We start from the raw sequence: 14,656 nt of genomic DNA on the forward strand, positions 1-14,656 counted from the left end.
GCATGCGCAGACTCGTCCTCGCCTCCCAGTCCCCCGCCCGTCTGAACCTCCTGCGGCAGGCCGGCCTCTCGCCCGAGGTCATCGTCAGCGGGGTCGACGAGGACGCGGTGACCGCCCCCACCCCCGCCGAACTGGCCCTCGCGCTCGCGGAGGCCAAGGCGAGCGTGGTGGCGGCCCGCCCGGACACCAAGGGCGCGCTGGTGATCGGCTGCGACTCCGTGCTCGATCTGGACGGCGAGGCGCTGGGCAAGCCCGCCGACGCCGCGGAGGCCACGGCCCGCTGGAAGGCGATGCGCGGCCGGGCCGGCACGCTCCAGACGGGCCACTGCGTCTACGACACCGTCGGCGGGCGGTACGCCTCCGCGACCGCCTCCACGGTGGTCCGCTTCGGCGAGCCGAGCGACGCGGAGATCGCGGCGTACGTCGCCTCGGGCGAACCCCTCCACGTGGCGGGGGCGTTCACGCTGGACGGCCGCTCGGCCCCGTTCATCGACGGCATCGACGGCGACCACGGCAACGTCATCGGCATCAGCCTGCCGCTGGTCCGCAGACTGCTGGGCCGGCTGGGCGTCGGCATCACTGAGCTGTGGGCGCCGCCGGAGGCGTGACCGCCGAGCCGTCTCCGGGCTTCCCCGGCTCCCCGTCCCCGGGCTCCCCGTCCCGGGGGGCCTCGGCCGCGGGCCGCGGCGGGGCGTCGTACGTCATCAGGAGCAGGACGATCAGCCCGAGCACCACGACCATGAACGTGAACTGCGCGGGGCCGAGGAGCCCCCAGGCGAAGGCGCCGAGCAGACCGTGCGTCACGGCGGCGCTGATCAGCAGGATGCGGCCGAGCAGGGAGGGCGCCCGATTGCGTACGGCCACCAGCAGGGCGACCAGGCCGCAGACGGCGAAGTAGAAGCCGAAGACGATCCCGCCGACCTTCGAGGACGTCGCCATGACGTCCGGGTCGATGCCGGCCATGGACATGTTCTGGGAGTCGGCCATGATTCCCAGGGCCCAGTTCAGCAGGCCGATGCCGAAACCCTCAGCGAACAGCACCAGGGCCACGACCAACGCCAGCGGTCTTCGCACCACCGGTCCCCACCCACTTCCGCCTGCGCTCCCTCGACCCTGGGTCGAGCGGGGTTTCGGTTACCCCAAGTACGTTCGAAACATCGTGAACGCTACTAACGGGTAAACCCGGGGACAAGGGTTCCGTGCGTGGCAAAGAATCGTTGGGCCATTCGTAGGGACTCCACAAAGAAACGGAGTGGGCCGCAGCACGCTCTCACAGAGACCTTGACCACACGAGAGGGCTAGGGTTGCCCGCAGGAGTGCTGCGTACGGCGGTACTACAAGGGATTTCACGGTCGAGTGAGCCTGGCATCACGCTCCGTGTGGGCAAGCTCACCTTTGGGGACGGGTCGATGTGTCGTGTCGGCAGTCCCTAAACTCGGCTTGTTTCAAGGAGGGAGCCTCAATCGTGCGCAAGGTGCTCATCGCCAACCGTGGCGAAATCGCAGTCCGCGTGGCCCGGGCGTGCCGGGATGCCGGTATCGCCAGTGTGGCCGTGTACGCCGACCCGGACCGGGACGCTCTGCACGTGCGTGCCGCGGACGAGGCGTTCGCCCTGGGCGGTGACACCCCGGCGAGCAGCTACCTGGACATCGACAAGGTCCTCAACGCGGCCCGCGAGTCCGGGGCCGACGCCGTCCACCCGGGCTACGGCTTCCTCTCGGAGAACGCCGACTTCGCGCAGGCGGTCCTGGACGCCGACCTGATCTGGATCGGCCCGCCGCCGCAGGCCATCCGTGACCTCGGCGACAAGGTCGCCGCCCGGCACATCGCCCAGCGCGCCGGCGCCCCGCTGGTCGCGGGCACCCCCGACCCGGTGAGCGGCGCCGACGAGGTCGTGGCCTTCGCCCGCGAGCACGGTCTGCCGATCGCGATCAAGGCCGCGTTCGGCGGCGGCGGCCGCGGCCTGAAGGTGGCCCGCACGCTGGAAGAGGTGCCCGAGCTGTACGACTCGGCTGTCCGTGAGGCGGTCGCCGCGTTCGGGCGCGGGGAGTGCTTCGTCGAGCGCTACCTCGACAAGCCGCGGCACGTGGAGACCCAGTGCCTGGCGGACAGCCACGGCAACGTGGTCGTCGTCTCCACCCGTGACTGCTCCCTCCAGCGCCGCCACCAGAAGCTGGTGGAGGAGGCCCCGGCGCCGTTCCTCTCCGACGAGCAGGTCGCGGAGCTGTACTCCTCCTCCAAGGCGATCCTGAAGGAGGCCGGTTACGTCGGTGCCGGCACGGTGGAGTTCCTCGTCGGCCTGGACGGCACGATCTCCTTCCTGGAGGTCAACACCCGGCTCCAGGTGGAGCACCCGGTGACCGAGGAGGTCGCGGGCATCGACCTGGTGCGCGAGATGTTCCGGATCGCCGACGGCGAGGCCCTCGGCTACGACGACCCGCCGCTGCGCGGGCACTCGTTCGAGTTCCGCATCAACGGCGAGGACCCCGGCCGCGGCTTCCTGCCGGCCCCCGGCACGGTCACCACGTTCAACGCGCCCACCGGTCCGGGCGTGCGCCTGGACGCGGGCGTCGAGTCCGGCTCGGTCATCGGCCCGGCGTGGGACTCGCTGCTGGCGAAGCTGATCGTCACCGGCGCCACCCGTGAGCAGGCGCTGCAGCGGGCCGCCCGGGCGCTGGAGGAGTTCCAGGTCGAGGGCATGGCGACCGCGATCCCGTTCCACCGCGCGGTGGTGAAGGACCCGGCGTTCGCTCCCGAACTCACCGGTTCCGCCGAGCCGTTCACGGTCCACACCCGGTGGATCGAGACCGAGTTCGTCAATGAGATCAAGCCCTTCTCCGCCACGGCCGACGCCGACGCGGAGGACGACGACAAGGACCGCGAGACGATCGTCGTCGAGGTCGGCGGCAAGCGCCTGGAGGTCTCCCTCCCGGCCAGCCTGGGCATGACCCTGGCCCGCACCGGTCTCGCCGCCGGCGCCAAGCCCAAGCGCCGGGCCGCGAAGAAATCGGGCCCGGTCGCCTCCGGCGACACCCTCGCCTCCCCGATGCAGGGCACCATCGTCAAGGTGGCCGTCGAGGAGGGCCAGGAGGTCAAGGAGGGCGACCTGATCGTCGTCCTGGAGGCCATGAAGATGGAACAGCCCCTCAACGCCCACCGCTCCGGCACCGTCAAGGGCCTGGCGGCAGAGGTCGGCGCGTCCATCACCTCGGGCGCCGCGATCTGCGAGATCAAGGACTGAGGCACGTCGTACGCCGGTGCCCCGCGCCCACCCACACGGGCGCGGGGCACTGTCTTGTCCCCGCGCGGATCCGCCGCGCCAGTCTTGTCTCTGCGCGGATCCGCCGCGCCAGTCCTGTCTCCGTGCGGCTCGGCCGCGCGGGCGCGACAAGCCACCACCGCCGGACCGGCACCGGCGCAGACGGGCACAGCCCTACGGCGCCTGGGTGACCGGCGGGACTAGGGGCTGTCCGGCGGATCAAGTCGCAGGAAAGCAGCGGTGACTCATCGGCCCAGGTGAGCGGGGTCTGGTGCGTCCAACTGCAAGGCGGAGGAGGGCGTCGACGCGATGGGGGTCCCGCCCGCGCGAGCGAAGCCGAGCGTGGGGGAGTCGGCAACCGACGACAACGCCGCAGGTGGGCGTGCCAGACCCCGCGTCTGCGGCATGACCCGCCGGACAGCCCCTAGCGGCGGCGAAGGTCCGCGACCCGCGCCCGCTCACCACCACCGGGCACCTCCCCGAGCACCGCGGTGGCCCGCAGCCCCGCCGTCGGCCCCGGCCCCCGTCGCGGCGCGGGAAGCGGCACGTCCCGGCGCTGCGGCTGCGGTCGCGCCGGGACCGCCTCACCCCCCGGGCTCCCGGACGCCCCGGCCACGGCGATCTGCACCCCCTGGTCCGCGAGGGCCTGGAGCTCGGTGGCGGCACGGTCGTCGTGCGGCGGCGGCTCGTCGGTCACCAGGCGGGTGATGAGGTCCGTCGGCACGGTCTGGAACATGGTGTCGGTGCCGAGCTTGGTGTGGTCGGCGAGGACGACGACCTCGGCGGCGGCCTGCACGAGCGCCCGGTCGACGGAGGCCGACAGCATGTTGGACGTGGACAGGCCGCGCTCGGCGGTCAGCCCGCTCCCGGAGAGGAAGGCTCGGGAGACGCGCAGCCCTTGGAGGGACTGCTCGGCCCCGCTGCCGACTAGGGCGTAGTTGGAACCGCGCAGGGTGCCCCCGGTCATGACGACCTCCACCCGGTTGGCGTGGGCCAGCGCCTGGGCCACCAGGAGGGAGTTGGTGACGACCGTGAGCCCGGGGACGCGCGCCAGCCGGCGGGCGAGTTCCTGGGTGGTCGTACCGGCTCCGACGACGATGGCCTCGCCCTCTTCGACGAAGCCCGCGGCGAGGTCCGCGATGGCGGTCTTTTCGGCGGTCGCGAGATGGGATTTCTGCGGAAAGCCGGACTCCCGCGTGAATCCGCCCGGCAATACCGCACCGCCGTGCCGGCGGTCGAGGAGTCCTTCTGCCTCCAGTGCGCGCACGTCCCGCCGTACGGTCACTTCGGAGGTCTGGACGACGCGGGCGAGCTCACGGAGCGACACGGCCCCGTTCGCTCGCACCATTTCGAGGATCAATTGGCGACGTTCTGCAGCGAACACGAAACTGACAGTAACGCGGGCGACCGTCTGCTTTCAGCTCTTTGCGCCGAATAGTAGAAGTTGTTCGCACAAGGGGACGGGGAGTGGTATAGGGCCCTGACCAGACCCCGACCCGCCCCCTTTCCGGGCCTCTCAGAGCTCGCGTCGCGTGTGCAGCTGCCGGGCCACCTCGGCGATCGACCCCGAAAGGGACGGGTACACGGTGAACGCGTTCGCGATCTGTTCGACCGTCAGATTGTTGTCGACGGCGATCGAGATGGGGTGGATCAGTTCCGAGGCGCGGGGGGCGACGACCACACCGCCGACGACGATCCCGGTGCCCGGGCGGCAGAAGATCTTGACGAAGCCGTCGCGGATGCCCTGCATCTTGGCGCGGGGGTTGCGCAGCAGCGGCAGCTTGACGACCCGGGCGTCGATCCTGCCGCCGTCGAGGTCGGACTGGGTGTAGCCGACGGTGGCGATCTCGGGGTCGGTGAAGACGTTCGACGAGACCGTCTTGAGGTTGAGCGGGGCCACCGCGTCGCCGAGGAAGTGGTACATCGCGATACGGCCCTGCATGGCTGCGACGGACGCCAGCGCGAAGACGCCGGTCACGTCACCCGCGGCGTACACGCCCGGCGCGGTGGTGCGGCTGACCTTGTCGGTCCAGATGTGCCCGGACTCGCGGACCTTGACGCCCGCCTCCTCCAGGCCCAGCCCCTCGCTGTTGGGGATGGCGCCGACGGCCATGAGACAGTGCGAGCCCGTGATGACCCGGCCGTCGGCGAGGGTGACCTCGACTCGGTCGCCGACCCGCTTCGCGGACTCGGCGCGGGAGCGGGCCATCACGTTCATCCCGCGGCGCCGGAAGACGTCCTCCAGGACGGCGGCGGCGTCGGGGTCCTCGCCGGGCAGCACCCGGTCGCGGGAGGAGACGAGGGTGACCTTGGAGCCGAGGGCCTGGTAGGCGCCGGCGAACTCGGCGCCGGTGACGCCGGAGCCCACCACGATGAGCTCCTCGGGCAGCTCGCCGAGGTCGTAGACCTGGGTCCAGTTCAGGATGCGCTCGCCGTCGGGCTGGGCGTCCGGCAGCTCCCGCGGGTGACCGCCCGTGGCGATCAGCACGGCGTCGGCGGTGAGGGTCTCCTCGGTGCCGTCGGCGGTGGTGACGACGACCTGGCGGGAGCCGTCGAGGGCCTGCATGCCCCGGAGCCGGCCCTTGCCGCGCATGACCCGGGCGCCGGCCCGGGTGACGGAGGCGGTGATGTCGTGCGACTGGGCGAGCGCGAGCCGCTTCACCCGGCGGTTGACCTTGCCGAGGTCCACGCCGACCACCCGGGCCGCCTGCTCCAGGGGCGGGGTGTCGTCGGCGACGATGATGCCGAGTTCCTCGTACGACGAGTCGAAGGTCGTCATGACCTCGGCCGTAGCGATAAGGGTCTTCGACGGCACGCAGTCGGTGAGCACCGACGCCCCGCCCAGACCGTCGCTGTCGACGACGGTCACCTCCGCGCCGAGCTGCGCGGCCACCAGCGCCGCCTCATAGCCGCCGGGTCCGCCACCGATGATCACGATCCGAGTCACATGCTCCATTCTCCCGCACGCTCCGCGGTGGCCGCCGCCCGGGGGCGAACGGATATACGCCTGTGACGGAAGTGACCCGTGCACCGGCTGCCGTACCCTCCTCCCATGTCGCTCTACGCCGCCTACGCCGGCAACCTCGACGCGCGGCTGATGACCCGCCGCGCCCCGCACTCGCCCCTGCGCGCGACGGGCTGGCTGGACGGCTGGCGGCTGACCTTCGGCGGGGAACAGCTCGGCTGGGAGGGCGCGCTGGCCACCCTGGTCGAGGACCCGGAGGCACAGGTCTTCGTCGCGCTGTACGACATCGCGCCCATGGACGAGGAGTCCCTGGACCGCTGGGAGGGCGTCGGCCTCGGCATCTACCGGCGGCTGCGGGTGCGGGTGCACACCCTGGACGGCCAGGCCCCGGCCTGGGTGTACGTGCTGAACGGGTACGAGGGCGGGCTGCCGTCCGCCCGCTACCTCGGGGAGGTCGCGGACGCCGCCGAGTCGGCCGGGGCGCCCCACGACTACGTGATGGAGCTGCGGAAGCGCCCCTGCTGATCGATGCTGGAAGGCATGAGCGGGGCACGGCACGGCTACCAGGTCCAGTACACCGAGCAGGCGGCGGCCGCGCGCGACCGGCTGGACGCACGGCAGCGCGCCAGGTTCGACCGGGGGATAGCCGTCCTCACCCGGGACCCCTATCTGCCCGCGTCGCGTGCCGTGAGCGGGACCGGCGACGACCGCACGGTACGGCTCACCGAGCACATGTTCGCGGAGTACATCGTCAGCCGGGGCCGACTGCTGATCTTCGTGGTCGAGGTGTTCAGCGACGAGGACGTGCTGGTCCCGGAGGACTGACCGCGCCCGCGGCGACGGCCCTGGTTGGAAACGACAAGACAACGATCCCCATCCCGTGGGCTCCGTCATCTACGCGCGTAGGCAAGAACCGGCTACCCTCATCCGCGTGAACGCATCTCTTCTCCCGGACGACATCCAGGGCGACCCGCACGCCGCCGCCGACGCCGCCGCCGCGCGCCTGCGCGAACTGACCGGCGCCGAGACCCACGACGTGGCCCTCGTGATGGGCTCCGGCTGGGCACCCGCCGTGGACGCCCTGGGTGCCCCCGACGCCGAGTTCCCGGTCACCGAGCTGCCCGGGTTCCCGCCGCCCGCGGTCGAGGGCCACGGCGGCAAGGTCCGCTCGTACCGCATCGGCGACAAGCGCGCCCTGGTCTTCCTGGGCCGCACCCACTTCTACGAGGGCCGCGGGGTGGCCGCCGTCGCGCACGGCGTCCGTACGGCCGTCTCGGCGGGCTGCAAGACGGTCGTGCTCACCAACGGCTGCGGCGGTCTGCGCGAGGGCATGCGTCCCGGGCAGCCGGTCCTGATCAGCGACCACATCAACCTCACGGCGACCTCGCCGATCGTCGGCGCGAACTTCGTCGACCTCACCGATCTGTACTCGCCGCGGCTGCGCGCGCTGTGCAAGGAGATCGACCCGACGCTGGAGGAGGGTGTCTACGCCCAGTTCCCCGGCCCGCACTACGAGACGCCGGCGGAGATCCGGATGGCGCGGGTCATCGGCGCGGACCTGGTCGGCATGTCGACGGTGCTGGAGGCCATCGCGGCGCGTGAGGCCGGGGCCGAGGTGCTGGGCATCTCCCTGGTGACGAACCTCGCCGCGGGCATGACGGGCGAGCCCCTCAACCACGAGGAGGTCCTCCAGGCGGGCCGGGACTCGGCGACGCGCATGGGCGCCCTGCTCACCCAGGTACTGGACCGCCTGTAACCGCCCCCTGGGGGCTCCGCCCCCAGCCCCCCGGCCGGTGCCCACCCACCACCCGCCTCGGCCGGGAAAAGGGCCGACCGCCACCGCCCCCCCGGTCGGCGGAAAGACCCGCCACCGACCGTCCCGGCCGGGAGAAGGGCCGGGGGCCGATCGACTCGGTCGGCTGGTAGACCCGCCGCCGCCCGACTCGGTCGGCAGTAGATCCGCCGCCGCCCGACTCGGCCGGCAGGTAGATCCGCCACCGACCGTCCCGGCCGGGAGAAGGGCCGGGGGCCGACCGACTCGGTCGGCCGGAAGGCCCCCGCCACCCGGCTCGGCCGGCGGGTAGACCCGCCGCCGCCCGACTCGGTCGGCAGGAAGACCGCCAGCGACCGACCCGGCCGGCCGGAAGGCACGCACGCCACCGACGGTCGGGAGAAGGGCCGGCCGCCACCCGATTGGGTCGGGAGAAGAGCCGACCGGCCACCACCCGCCCCGGTCGGCAAGAGGGCCCCCACCACCCGACTCGGCCGGGAAGGCCCGCCGCCACCCGCCCCTCCGGTGTGCGAGGACGAGGGCCCTTCAGGGGCGATCGGTGGTCCGAGGGGCGGAGCCCCCTGGCGGCGAGACACCACACACGAGAGGCTGACCGACGTGCAAGACGACCTGATCACCCGCGCCCGGGCCTGGCTGGCCGAGGACCCCGACCCGGAGACCCGCGCGGAACTCGCGAGGCTGCTGGAGTCGGGGGACGCCACCGAACTGGCCGCCCGCTTCGCCGGAACGCTCCAGTTCGGCACGGCCGGCCTGCGCGGCGAGCTCGGCGCCGGTCCGATGCGGATGAACAGGTCGGTCGTGATCCGCGCGGCCGCCGGTCTCGCCGCCTACCTGAAGAAGCAGGGCCACACCGACGGGCTCGTCGTCGTCGGCTACGACGCCCGCCACAAGTCCGCCGACTTCGCCCGCGACACGGCGGCCGTGATGACGGGCGCGGGGCTGCGCGCCGCCGTACTGCCCCGTCCGCTGCCGACGCCCGTCCTCGCCTACGCCATAAGGCACCTCGGCGCGGTCGCCGGGGTCGAGGTCACCGCCAGCCACAACCCTCCCCGCGACAACGGCTACAAGGTCTACCTCGGCGACGGCTCCCAGATCGTGCCGCCCGCCGACGCCGGAATCGCCGCCGAGATCGACGCGATCGCCTCGCTGGACGACGTCCCGCGCCCCGACAACGGCTGGGAGACCCTGGACGACTCGGTCCTCGACGCCTACCTGGCCCGCACGGACGCCGTGCTCGCCGAGGGCTCGGCGCGCACCGCCCGCACGGTGTACACCGCGATGCACGGCGTCGGCAAGGACGTCCTCCTCGCCGCGTTCGCCCGCGCCGGCTTCCCGGAACCGGTGCTGGTCGCCGAGCAGGCCGAGCCCGACCCGGACTTCCCGACGGTGGCCTTCCCCAACCCGGAGGAGCCGGGCGCGATGGACCTCGCCTTCGCGCGCGCCCGCGCGATGAACCCGGACCTCGTCGTCGCCAACGACCCGGACGCCGACCGCTGCGCGGTGGCCGTCCCCGACGGGGGCGACTGGCGGATGCTGCGCGGCGACGAGGTCGGCGCCCTGCTCGCCGCCCATCTGGTCCGGCGCGGCGCGCGCGGCACGTTCGCCGAGTCGATCGTCTCCTCCTCCCTCCTCGGCCGGATCGCCGAGAAGGCGGGGCTGCCGTACGAGGAGACCCTCACCGGATTCAAGTGGATCGCCCGCGTCGAGGGCCTGCGCTACGGCTACGAGGAGGCCCTCGGCTACTGCGTGGACCCGGCAGGGGTGCGGGACAAGGACGGCATCACCGCCGCGCTGCTGATCACGGAGCTGGCCTCCGAGCTGAAGGAGCAGGGCCGTACCCTGCTCGACCTGCTGGACGAGCTGGCCGTGGAGCACGGTCTGCACGCCACCGACCAGCTCTCGTTCCGGGTGGAGGACCTGTCCGTCATCGCCGGAGCCATGCGCCGGCTGCGCGAGCAGCCCCCGGCCTCCCTCGCCGGGCTGGCCGTCACCCGGACCGAGGACCTCACCCGGGGCACGGACCGGCTGCCGCCGACCGACGGTCTGCGCTACACGCTCGAAGGTGCCCGGGTGATCGTCCGGCCGAGCGGCACGGAGCCCAAGCTGAAGTGCTACCTGGAGGTGGTCGTCCCGGTGGCCGGCCCCGCCGCCCTGCCGGCCGCCCGCGCGCAGGCGGCCGAGGTCCTCGCCACGATCAAGCGGGACCTGACGGCGGCGGCCGGGCTCTGAACCGCGGCGCCGCACCCGGCGCCACCCTGACCCACGGGGTGCGCCGGGACGGGCGCGGGCACGGGCGCCGGCACGCCGGCGGCCCTGTCCGGGCGTGCGCGCCGATCTCCACGACGGACCGCTGTGCGGCCCCGTCGTCGTGGGTGCGCACGTCGGAGAAGTCCGCCCCGAGACGCGCCTCCAGGTCGGCGCGGACCGCGCAGTCCAGCGGCTTCCCGGCGCTGCGCAGGACCTCGGGGACGGTGGAGCGCTGGACGTCGGTGGGGCTCCTCGCCATGGCCGCAGCCGGGGCCGTGCGCATCCCGTTCCCGGGCGACGGGCTGCACGGCGGCGGCGCTCGCGGCGCTGCCGCTGGATCGCCAGGAGCGACTGCGGGACGCATGCCGTCGGCGACCGCTCGGTGACGTGCGGAGTCCGGCTCGGCGGAGCGACCGGGTGTCTTCCCGGAGAGGTTCGAGAATCCCGCCGCCGGGACGGGGCGGGGAAGGTCCCCGCGGACACACCGGGGGCAGCGTGCGATGGCCTCAGTGGAACAGCACCGCCGCCACCCCCACCGCCCCGATGACCACCCCGAGCGGCCACAGCGCCCGGCCGCGCCGCCGTTCGTCCGCCACGCCCGTCGGCCGCCGCGCGGGGTCCCGCCACAGCGCGGTGATCTCGGCGGCCGTCCGCTCGTAGGGGTGCGGCATCCCGAGCCGCGCCTCCAGCCAGGGCCAGCGCAGCGCGTCCACCGCCCACTCGTCGGCGGGCGCGCGGCCGCCCACGATCCGCAGCTCGCTGCGGCGGCACCGCACGGTCCGGATGTCGTCCCAGGCCAGCAGACGCGGGCCGCGGAAGCCGGCGAGCCACAGCCCGTCGCGGTCGGCGGTGATACGCCAGCACAGCCGGCGCGGCAGTACCCGCGCCGCCAGCAGACTCACCGCGACGCCGACGACGTAGTGCCGTATGCCGTGACCTCCCGAGAACCAGGCGGCGTAGAGCACCACCACCGCCATGCTGATCCAGTCCCCCCAGCCGGCCCGCCACCGCAGCAGCGCGGCGGGAGCGGCGTCCCCGGCTCGTCCGGCGGCCTCCTCGGCGCTGCGGCCCTGGGCCCGGTACCAGTTCTCGCGGGCCGCGCCGCGCCGCGCCTCCCCGGCCCGGCGCCGCAGGTTCCACCCGGTCACCGGCCGCACCGGCCCGCTGCTCAGCTCCACCACCGGCGGCTCCCCGGCCTTCTCGGCGGCGGCGAGGACCACGACCTCGGCCCCGTCCCAGGGCGCCCCGAACAGCACGCCCTCCCGCAGCGGCCCGCCCCGGTCCCCGCCCCACCGGTCGAGCAACTCCTCGGCGTCCTCGTCGACCCGGTCGCCCTCGGCGGCCCGGTCGCCCTCAGCGGCCCGGTCGCCCTCAGCGGCCCGGTCACCGTCGACCCCGTCGACCCCGTCGCCCTCGGCAGCCCGGCCGACATCGGCCCGGTGGTCGCCGGTGACCCAGCCGCCGTCGACCCGGTCGCCCTCGGCGGCGCGGCCGTCATCAGCCCGGTGGTCGCCGGTGACCCGGCCGTCATCGGCGGCCGGGCCGTCATCGGCCCGGTCATCCTCGGCCCGTTCATCCTCGGCCCGTTCATCCTCGGCCCGTTCATCCTCGGCGTCGGCGTCGTCCTCCTCCGCCCCCACGGTCGCCACCGTGAACAGGGGCCGCCCGCCCGCCGTGTCGTCGGCGGCGTACACCTCGGTGTCGCCGTCCCGGCCCTCCCGCAGCAGCACCCGCAGCACGGGGACGGGCTCCCCGCGCAGGGCGGCGGCCCGCCGACGGGCCAGCGCCCCGGAGAACAGCACGGTGAACCCCAGTCCGGCCAGGCACCAGCCCCCCGCCGGGACGCCCTGCCGGTCGGCGCCCTCCGCCCACAGGTACGCGGCGCCGGACACCGACGCTCCCGCCCCCGCCGTGACCAGCCCGAGCCCGATGAGGAGACGGCCCCGCCGGAGCCGCTTGCCCGCCTCGACGGGCACCGGGGCGGTCGCTCCCCCGGCCGCCGTCAGGGCCGCCGCCCGCTGCCGACCGCGCGCGGACAGCCGTAGCACCGCCGCCAGCCATACGGCGGTCAGCGCGGCCACGAGCAGGGGCGGCAGCAGCCACGGCGGCCCCGGCCAGTCGCCGAGGGCGACGACCGCCACGGCGGCGACCGGCGCACACACCCGCACCGCCTCGGGCCGCTGGGCCGCCCAGACGAGGTGCAGGCCGAGCAGGACGGCGGCCCACCCGGGCAGCACGCCGTTGTAGGCGAGGGCGCCCGCGCCGACCACCGCGCACAGGGGCAGCCACAGGGCCGCCCCGAGCGGGGCGCGCAGGGGCACACCGCGCGCGGGCAGCGTCCGCGTCCAGCGGTCGGCCGACGCGCCGTCCCAGGAAGGGCAGCCCTCCGGGGCCGCGGAGGCGGGCAGCCGCAGCACCTCGCCGGGATTCGTCATGATGGTTCCCCAGACTCGGGGCCCCGTGTTCCGTCGGTCTGGCCGGGGCCGCGCGCCCGATGATGACGAAGAACCCTGTGACCTGGAAGAACTACCGGATCACAATCCAGCCGCAGAGAAGCGCAGAGGGGGAGGCGGAGGGGGAGGCGGAGGCGGCACCACGGTCCGCCCCTGGCTCACCCCGTAGCCAGCAGGATCGCCAGCACCACCGCGCCGGCGGCGGCGGGGCCGAGGATCTCCCACGCCCAGCGCACCGTCACCTCGCCCTGCGCGCTCTCCGTGTGCTCGCGCTCCTCCCACAGGCTCCGCAGGTCGTCCATGACCTGGTCGGTCGCGGCCCGCACGGGTCCCTGCCCAGCCCGGCCACCGTCCCGCCCGCCGCCGACCGCGCTCCCCGGCGTGCCCTGCGCCACCGCCCGGGCCTCGCGCCGCGCCGCGGACTTGCGGGCCCGCAGCGACACCGGCACCGCCCAGAGCTGGAACTTGGTCCCCGACCTGGTGAGGACCTCGTTGGAGTATCCGGAGCGCAGCGCCGCGATCTGCCCCCAGGGCAGCACGACCACCCGGAACGGATTGCGCACCCGCAGCCGGTCCCGGCCCGCGTACACGGCGGGCCGCAGGGTGAAGGCGACGACCAGCGGGACGACCAGGATGAGCAGGGCGAGCGCCAGCCACGGCGTGCGTCCCTCGCCCGCGACGATCGCGTCGACGCCGAGCCAGCCGACGAGGGCCAGCAGCAGGACGCCGCTGGCGATACCGGCGGACGACCGGTGGACACGGTCGGCGTACTCAGGGGCCGGGGGCTGTGCGGAGGGCTGGTCTTCCGGGGTGGTCATGGGCCCGATTCTGCCGCACGCCCTCGGGGGGCGGCCGGGTCGCCCGGCCCGTGCCCCGCCCGTCGGTCCGCGCACCCCGCTCCGCCGGAGGGTCGTTCCTCATTCTTCGGGCGATACATCGGGCTATACATCCGCTACGCGCGTAGATATGCTCGTCTGGTGACCATGCCCACCAATGCACCCACCGCAGCCCTCACGGACGTGACCTCGTCCGGCAGCACGCTGCGCCGCTTCCTCCACGGGCTGCCCGGCGTCGACGCGGTCGGCCTGGAGGCGCGCGCCGCCTCGCTCGGCACCCGTTCCATCAAGACGACCGCGAAGGCGTACGCCATCGACCTCGCCATCTCGATGGTCGACCTGACGACGCTGGAAGGCGCGGACACCCCGGGCAAGGTCCGGGCGCTCGGCGCCAAGGCGGTCCGCCCCGACCCGACCGACCGCACCACGCCCACCACCGCCGCGGTCTGCGTCTACCCCGACATGGTGGCCGTCGCCAAGGAGGCCGTCGCCGGCTCCGGCGTGAAGGTCGCCTCGGTCGCCACCGCCTTCCCGGCCGGCCGCGCCGCCCTCCCGGTCAAGCTGGCGGACGTGCGAGACGCGGTCGCCGCGGGCGCCGACGAGATCGACATGGTCATCGACCGCGGCGCGTTCCTCGCGGGGAACTACCTGAAGGTGTACGAGGAGATCGTCGCCGTCCGGGAGGCGTGCGGGGCGGCCCGGCTGAAGGTCATCTTCGAGACGGGCGAGCTGTCGACGTACGACAACATCCGCCGGGCGAGCTGGCTCGGCATGCTGGCGGGCGCCGACTTCATCAAGACCTCCACCGGCAAGGTCGCCGTCAACGCCACCCCGGCGAACACCCTCCTCATGCTGGAGGCGGTGCGGGACTTCCGGGCGCAGACCGGGGTCCAGGTCGGTGTGAAGCCCGCGGGCGGCATCCGGACCAGCAAGGACGCCATCAAGTTCCTGGTCCTGGTGAACGAGACGGCCGGCCCGGACTGGCTGGACAACCACTGGTTCCGCTTCGGCGCCTCCTCCCTCCTGAACGACCTGCTGATGCAGCGCCAGAAGCTGGCCACCGGCCGCTACTCCGGCCCCGACTACGTGACGGTGGACTGAGAC

The 14,656-nt window shown here is 73.8% G+C and carries 13 protein-coding genes; 7 read left to right on the forward strand and 6 right to left on the reverse strand.

The window, feature by feature from the left end; genetic code table 11:
• Window positions 1-2: 2 nt before the first annotated feature.
• Window positions 3-608, forward strand: a complete 606-nt coding sequence (locus AQJ58_RS12150; protein ID WP_067248703.1) for a Maf family protein — start codon at window positions 3-5, stop codon at window positions 606-608.
• On the opposite strand, the gene AQJ58_RS12155 is transcribed toward AQJ58_RS12150, so the two are convergent.
• Window positions 577-1,077 (reverse strand): hypothetical protein, encoded by a 501-nt coding sequence (locus AQJ58_RS12155; RefSeq protein WP_067248706.1) that lies wholly within the window; start codon window positions 1,075-1,077, stop codon window positions 577-579. The genes AQJ58_RS12150 and AQJ58_RS12155 overlap by 32 nt on opposite strands.
• Window positions 1,078-1,465: 388 nt before the next feature.
• Here AQJ58_RS12155 and AQJ58_RS12160 point away from each other — a divergent pair, with 388 nt between their 5' ends.
• The gene (locus AQJ58_RS12160) at window positions 1,466-3,241 is read left to right on the forward strand and encodes an acetyl/propionyl/methylcrotonyl-CoA carboxylase subunit alpha (RefSeq protein WP_067248708.1); all 1,776 of its coding nucleotides are present in this window, start codon (window positions 1,466-1,468) and stop codon (window positions 3,239-3,241) included.
• A 442-nt stretch (window positions 3,242-3,683) separates the two neighbouring features.
• Here the strand turns inward: AQJ58_RS12160 and AQJ58_RS12165 are convergent, their stop codons facing one another.
• On the reverse strand, window positions 3,684-4,643 hold the full coding sequence (locus tag AQJ58_RS12165; protein WP_079078879.1) for a DeoR/GlpR family DNA-binding transcription regulator: 960 nt from the start codon (window positions 4,641-4,643) through the stop codon (window positions 3,684-3,686).
• Between the two features lie 132 nt (window positions 4,644-4,775).
• Window positions 4,776-6,215: an NAD(P)H-quinone dehydrogenase gene (locus tag AQJ58_RS12170; protein WP_067248713.1), complete on the reverse strand. Its 1,440-nt coding sequence runs from the start codon at window positions 6,213-6,215 to the stop codon at window positions 4,776-4,778.
• A 96-nt stretch (window positions 6,216-6,311) separates the two neighbouring features.
• On the opposite strand from AQJ58_RS12170, the gene AQJ58_RS12175 reads away from it, so the two are divergent.
• The 4 genes from AQJ58_RS12175 (at window position 6,312) to AQJ58_RS12190 (ending at window position 10,245) form a co-directional block, all read left to right on the forward strand.
• Entirely contained in the window at window positions 6,312-6,749 is a 438-nt protein-coding gene (locus AQJ58_RS12175; protein ID WP_067248716.1) for a gamma-glutamylcyclotransferase family protein, read from the forward strand.
• A gap of 15 nt (window positions 6,750-6,764) precedes the next feature.
• Window positions 6,765-7,049, forward strand: coding sequence for a hypothetical protein (locus AQJ58_RS12180; protein WP_067249686.1), 285 nt, complete (start codon window positions 6,765-6,767; stop codon window positions 7,047-7,049).
• Between the two features lie 106 nt (window positions 7,050-7,155).
• Window positions 7,156-7,980, forward strand: coding sequence for a purine-nucleoside phosphorylase (locus AQJ58_RS12185; protein ID WP_067249689.1), 825 nt, complete (start codon window positions 7,156-7,158; stop codon window positions 7,978-7,980).
• Window positions 7,981-8,613: 633 nt separating this feature from the next.
• Entirely contained in the window at window positions 8,614-10,245 is a 1,632-nt protein-coding gene (locus tag AQJ58_RS12190) for a phospho-sugar mutase (RefSeq protein ID WP_067248718.1), read from the forward strand.
• Here the strand turns inward: AQJ58_RS12190 and AQJ58_RS12195 are convergent.
• From AQJ58_RS12195 to AQJ58_RS12205, 3 genes are all read right to left on the reverse strand, one after another.
• The gene (locus AQJ58_RS12195) at window positions 10,211-10,522 is read right to left on the reverse strand and encodes an eCIS core domain-containing protein (protein WP_234360029.1); all 312 of its coding nucleotides are present in this window, start codon (window positions 10,520-10,522) and stop codon (window positions 10,211-10,213) included. The two genes, AQJ58_RS12190 and AQJ58_RS12195, sit on opposite strands and share 35 nt — an antisense overlap.
• A 247-nt stretch (window positions 10,523-10,769) precedes the next feature.
• Entirely contained in the window at window positions 10,770-12,698 is a 1,929-nt protein-coding gene (locus AQJ58_RS12200; protein ID WP_067248723.1) for a hypothetical protein, read from the reverse strand.
• A 176-nt stretch (window positions 12,699-12,874) separates the two neighbouring features.
• Complete coding sequence (locus AQJ58_RS12205; protein WP_067248726.1) at window positions 12,875-13,534, reverse strand: PH domain-containing protein; 660 nt, start codon at window positions 13,532-13,534, stop codon at window positions 12,875-12,877.
• Window positions 13,535-13,699: 165 nt separating this feature from the next.
• Here AQJ58_RS12205 and deoC point away from each other — a divergent pair, with 165 nt between their 5' ends.
• Window positions 13,700-14,653 carry a deoxyribose-phosphate aldolase gene (gene deoC / locus AQJ58_RS12210; RefSeq protein WP_067248729.1) on the forward strand — a complete coding sequence of 318 codons (954 nt, stop codon included), beginning with the start codon at window positions 13,700-13,702 and terminating at the stop codon, window positions 14,651-14,653.
• Window positions 14,654-14,656 lie beyond the last annotated feature (3 nt).

Source organism: Streptomyces sp. DSM 15324, from assembly GCF_001514285.1.
Taxonomy (GTDB): domain Bacteria; phylum Actinomycetota; class Actinomycetes; order Streptomycetales; family Streptomycetaceae; genus Streptomyces.

What these genes read in the sequence shown, in the direction of transcription:
- AQJ58_RS12180 (WP_067249686.1), top strand. Translation starts at nt 6,765, where the DNA reads ATGAGCGGGGCACGGCACGGCTACCAGGTCCAGTACACCGAGCAGGCG.
- deoC (WP_067248729.1), top strand. Translation starts at nt 13,700, where the DNA reads ATGCCCACCAATGCACCCACCGCAGCCCTCACGGACGTGACCTCGTCC.
- AQJ58_RS12200 (WP_067248723.1), bottom strand. Translation starts at nt 12,698, where the DNA reads ATGACGAATCCCGGCGAGGTGCTGCGGCTGCCCGCCTCCGCGGCCCCG.
- AQJ58_RS12195 (WP_234360029.1), bottom strand. Translation starts at nt 10,522, where the DNA reads ATGGCGAGGAGCCCCACCGACGTCCAGCGCTCCACCGTCCCCGAGGTC.
- AQJ58_RS12175 (WP_067248716.1), top strand. Translation starts at nt 6,312, where the DNA reads ATGTCGCTCTACGCCGCCTACGCCGGCAACCTCGACGCGCGGCTGATG.
- AQJ58_RS12205 (WP_067248726.1), bottom strand. Translation starts at nt 13,534, where the DNA reads ATGACCACCCCGGAAGACCAGCCCTCCGCACAGCCCCCGGCCCCTGAG.
- AQJ58_RS12150 (WP_067248703.1), top strand. Translation starts at nt 3, where the DNA reads ATGCGCAGACTCGTCCTCGCCTCCCAGTCCCCCGCCCGTCTGAACCTC.
- AQJ58_RS12170 (WP_067248713.1), bottom strand. Translation starts at nt 6,215, where the DNA reads ATGGAGCATGTGACTCGGATCGTGATCATCGGTGGCGGACCCGGCGGC.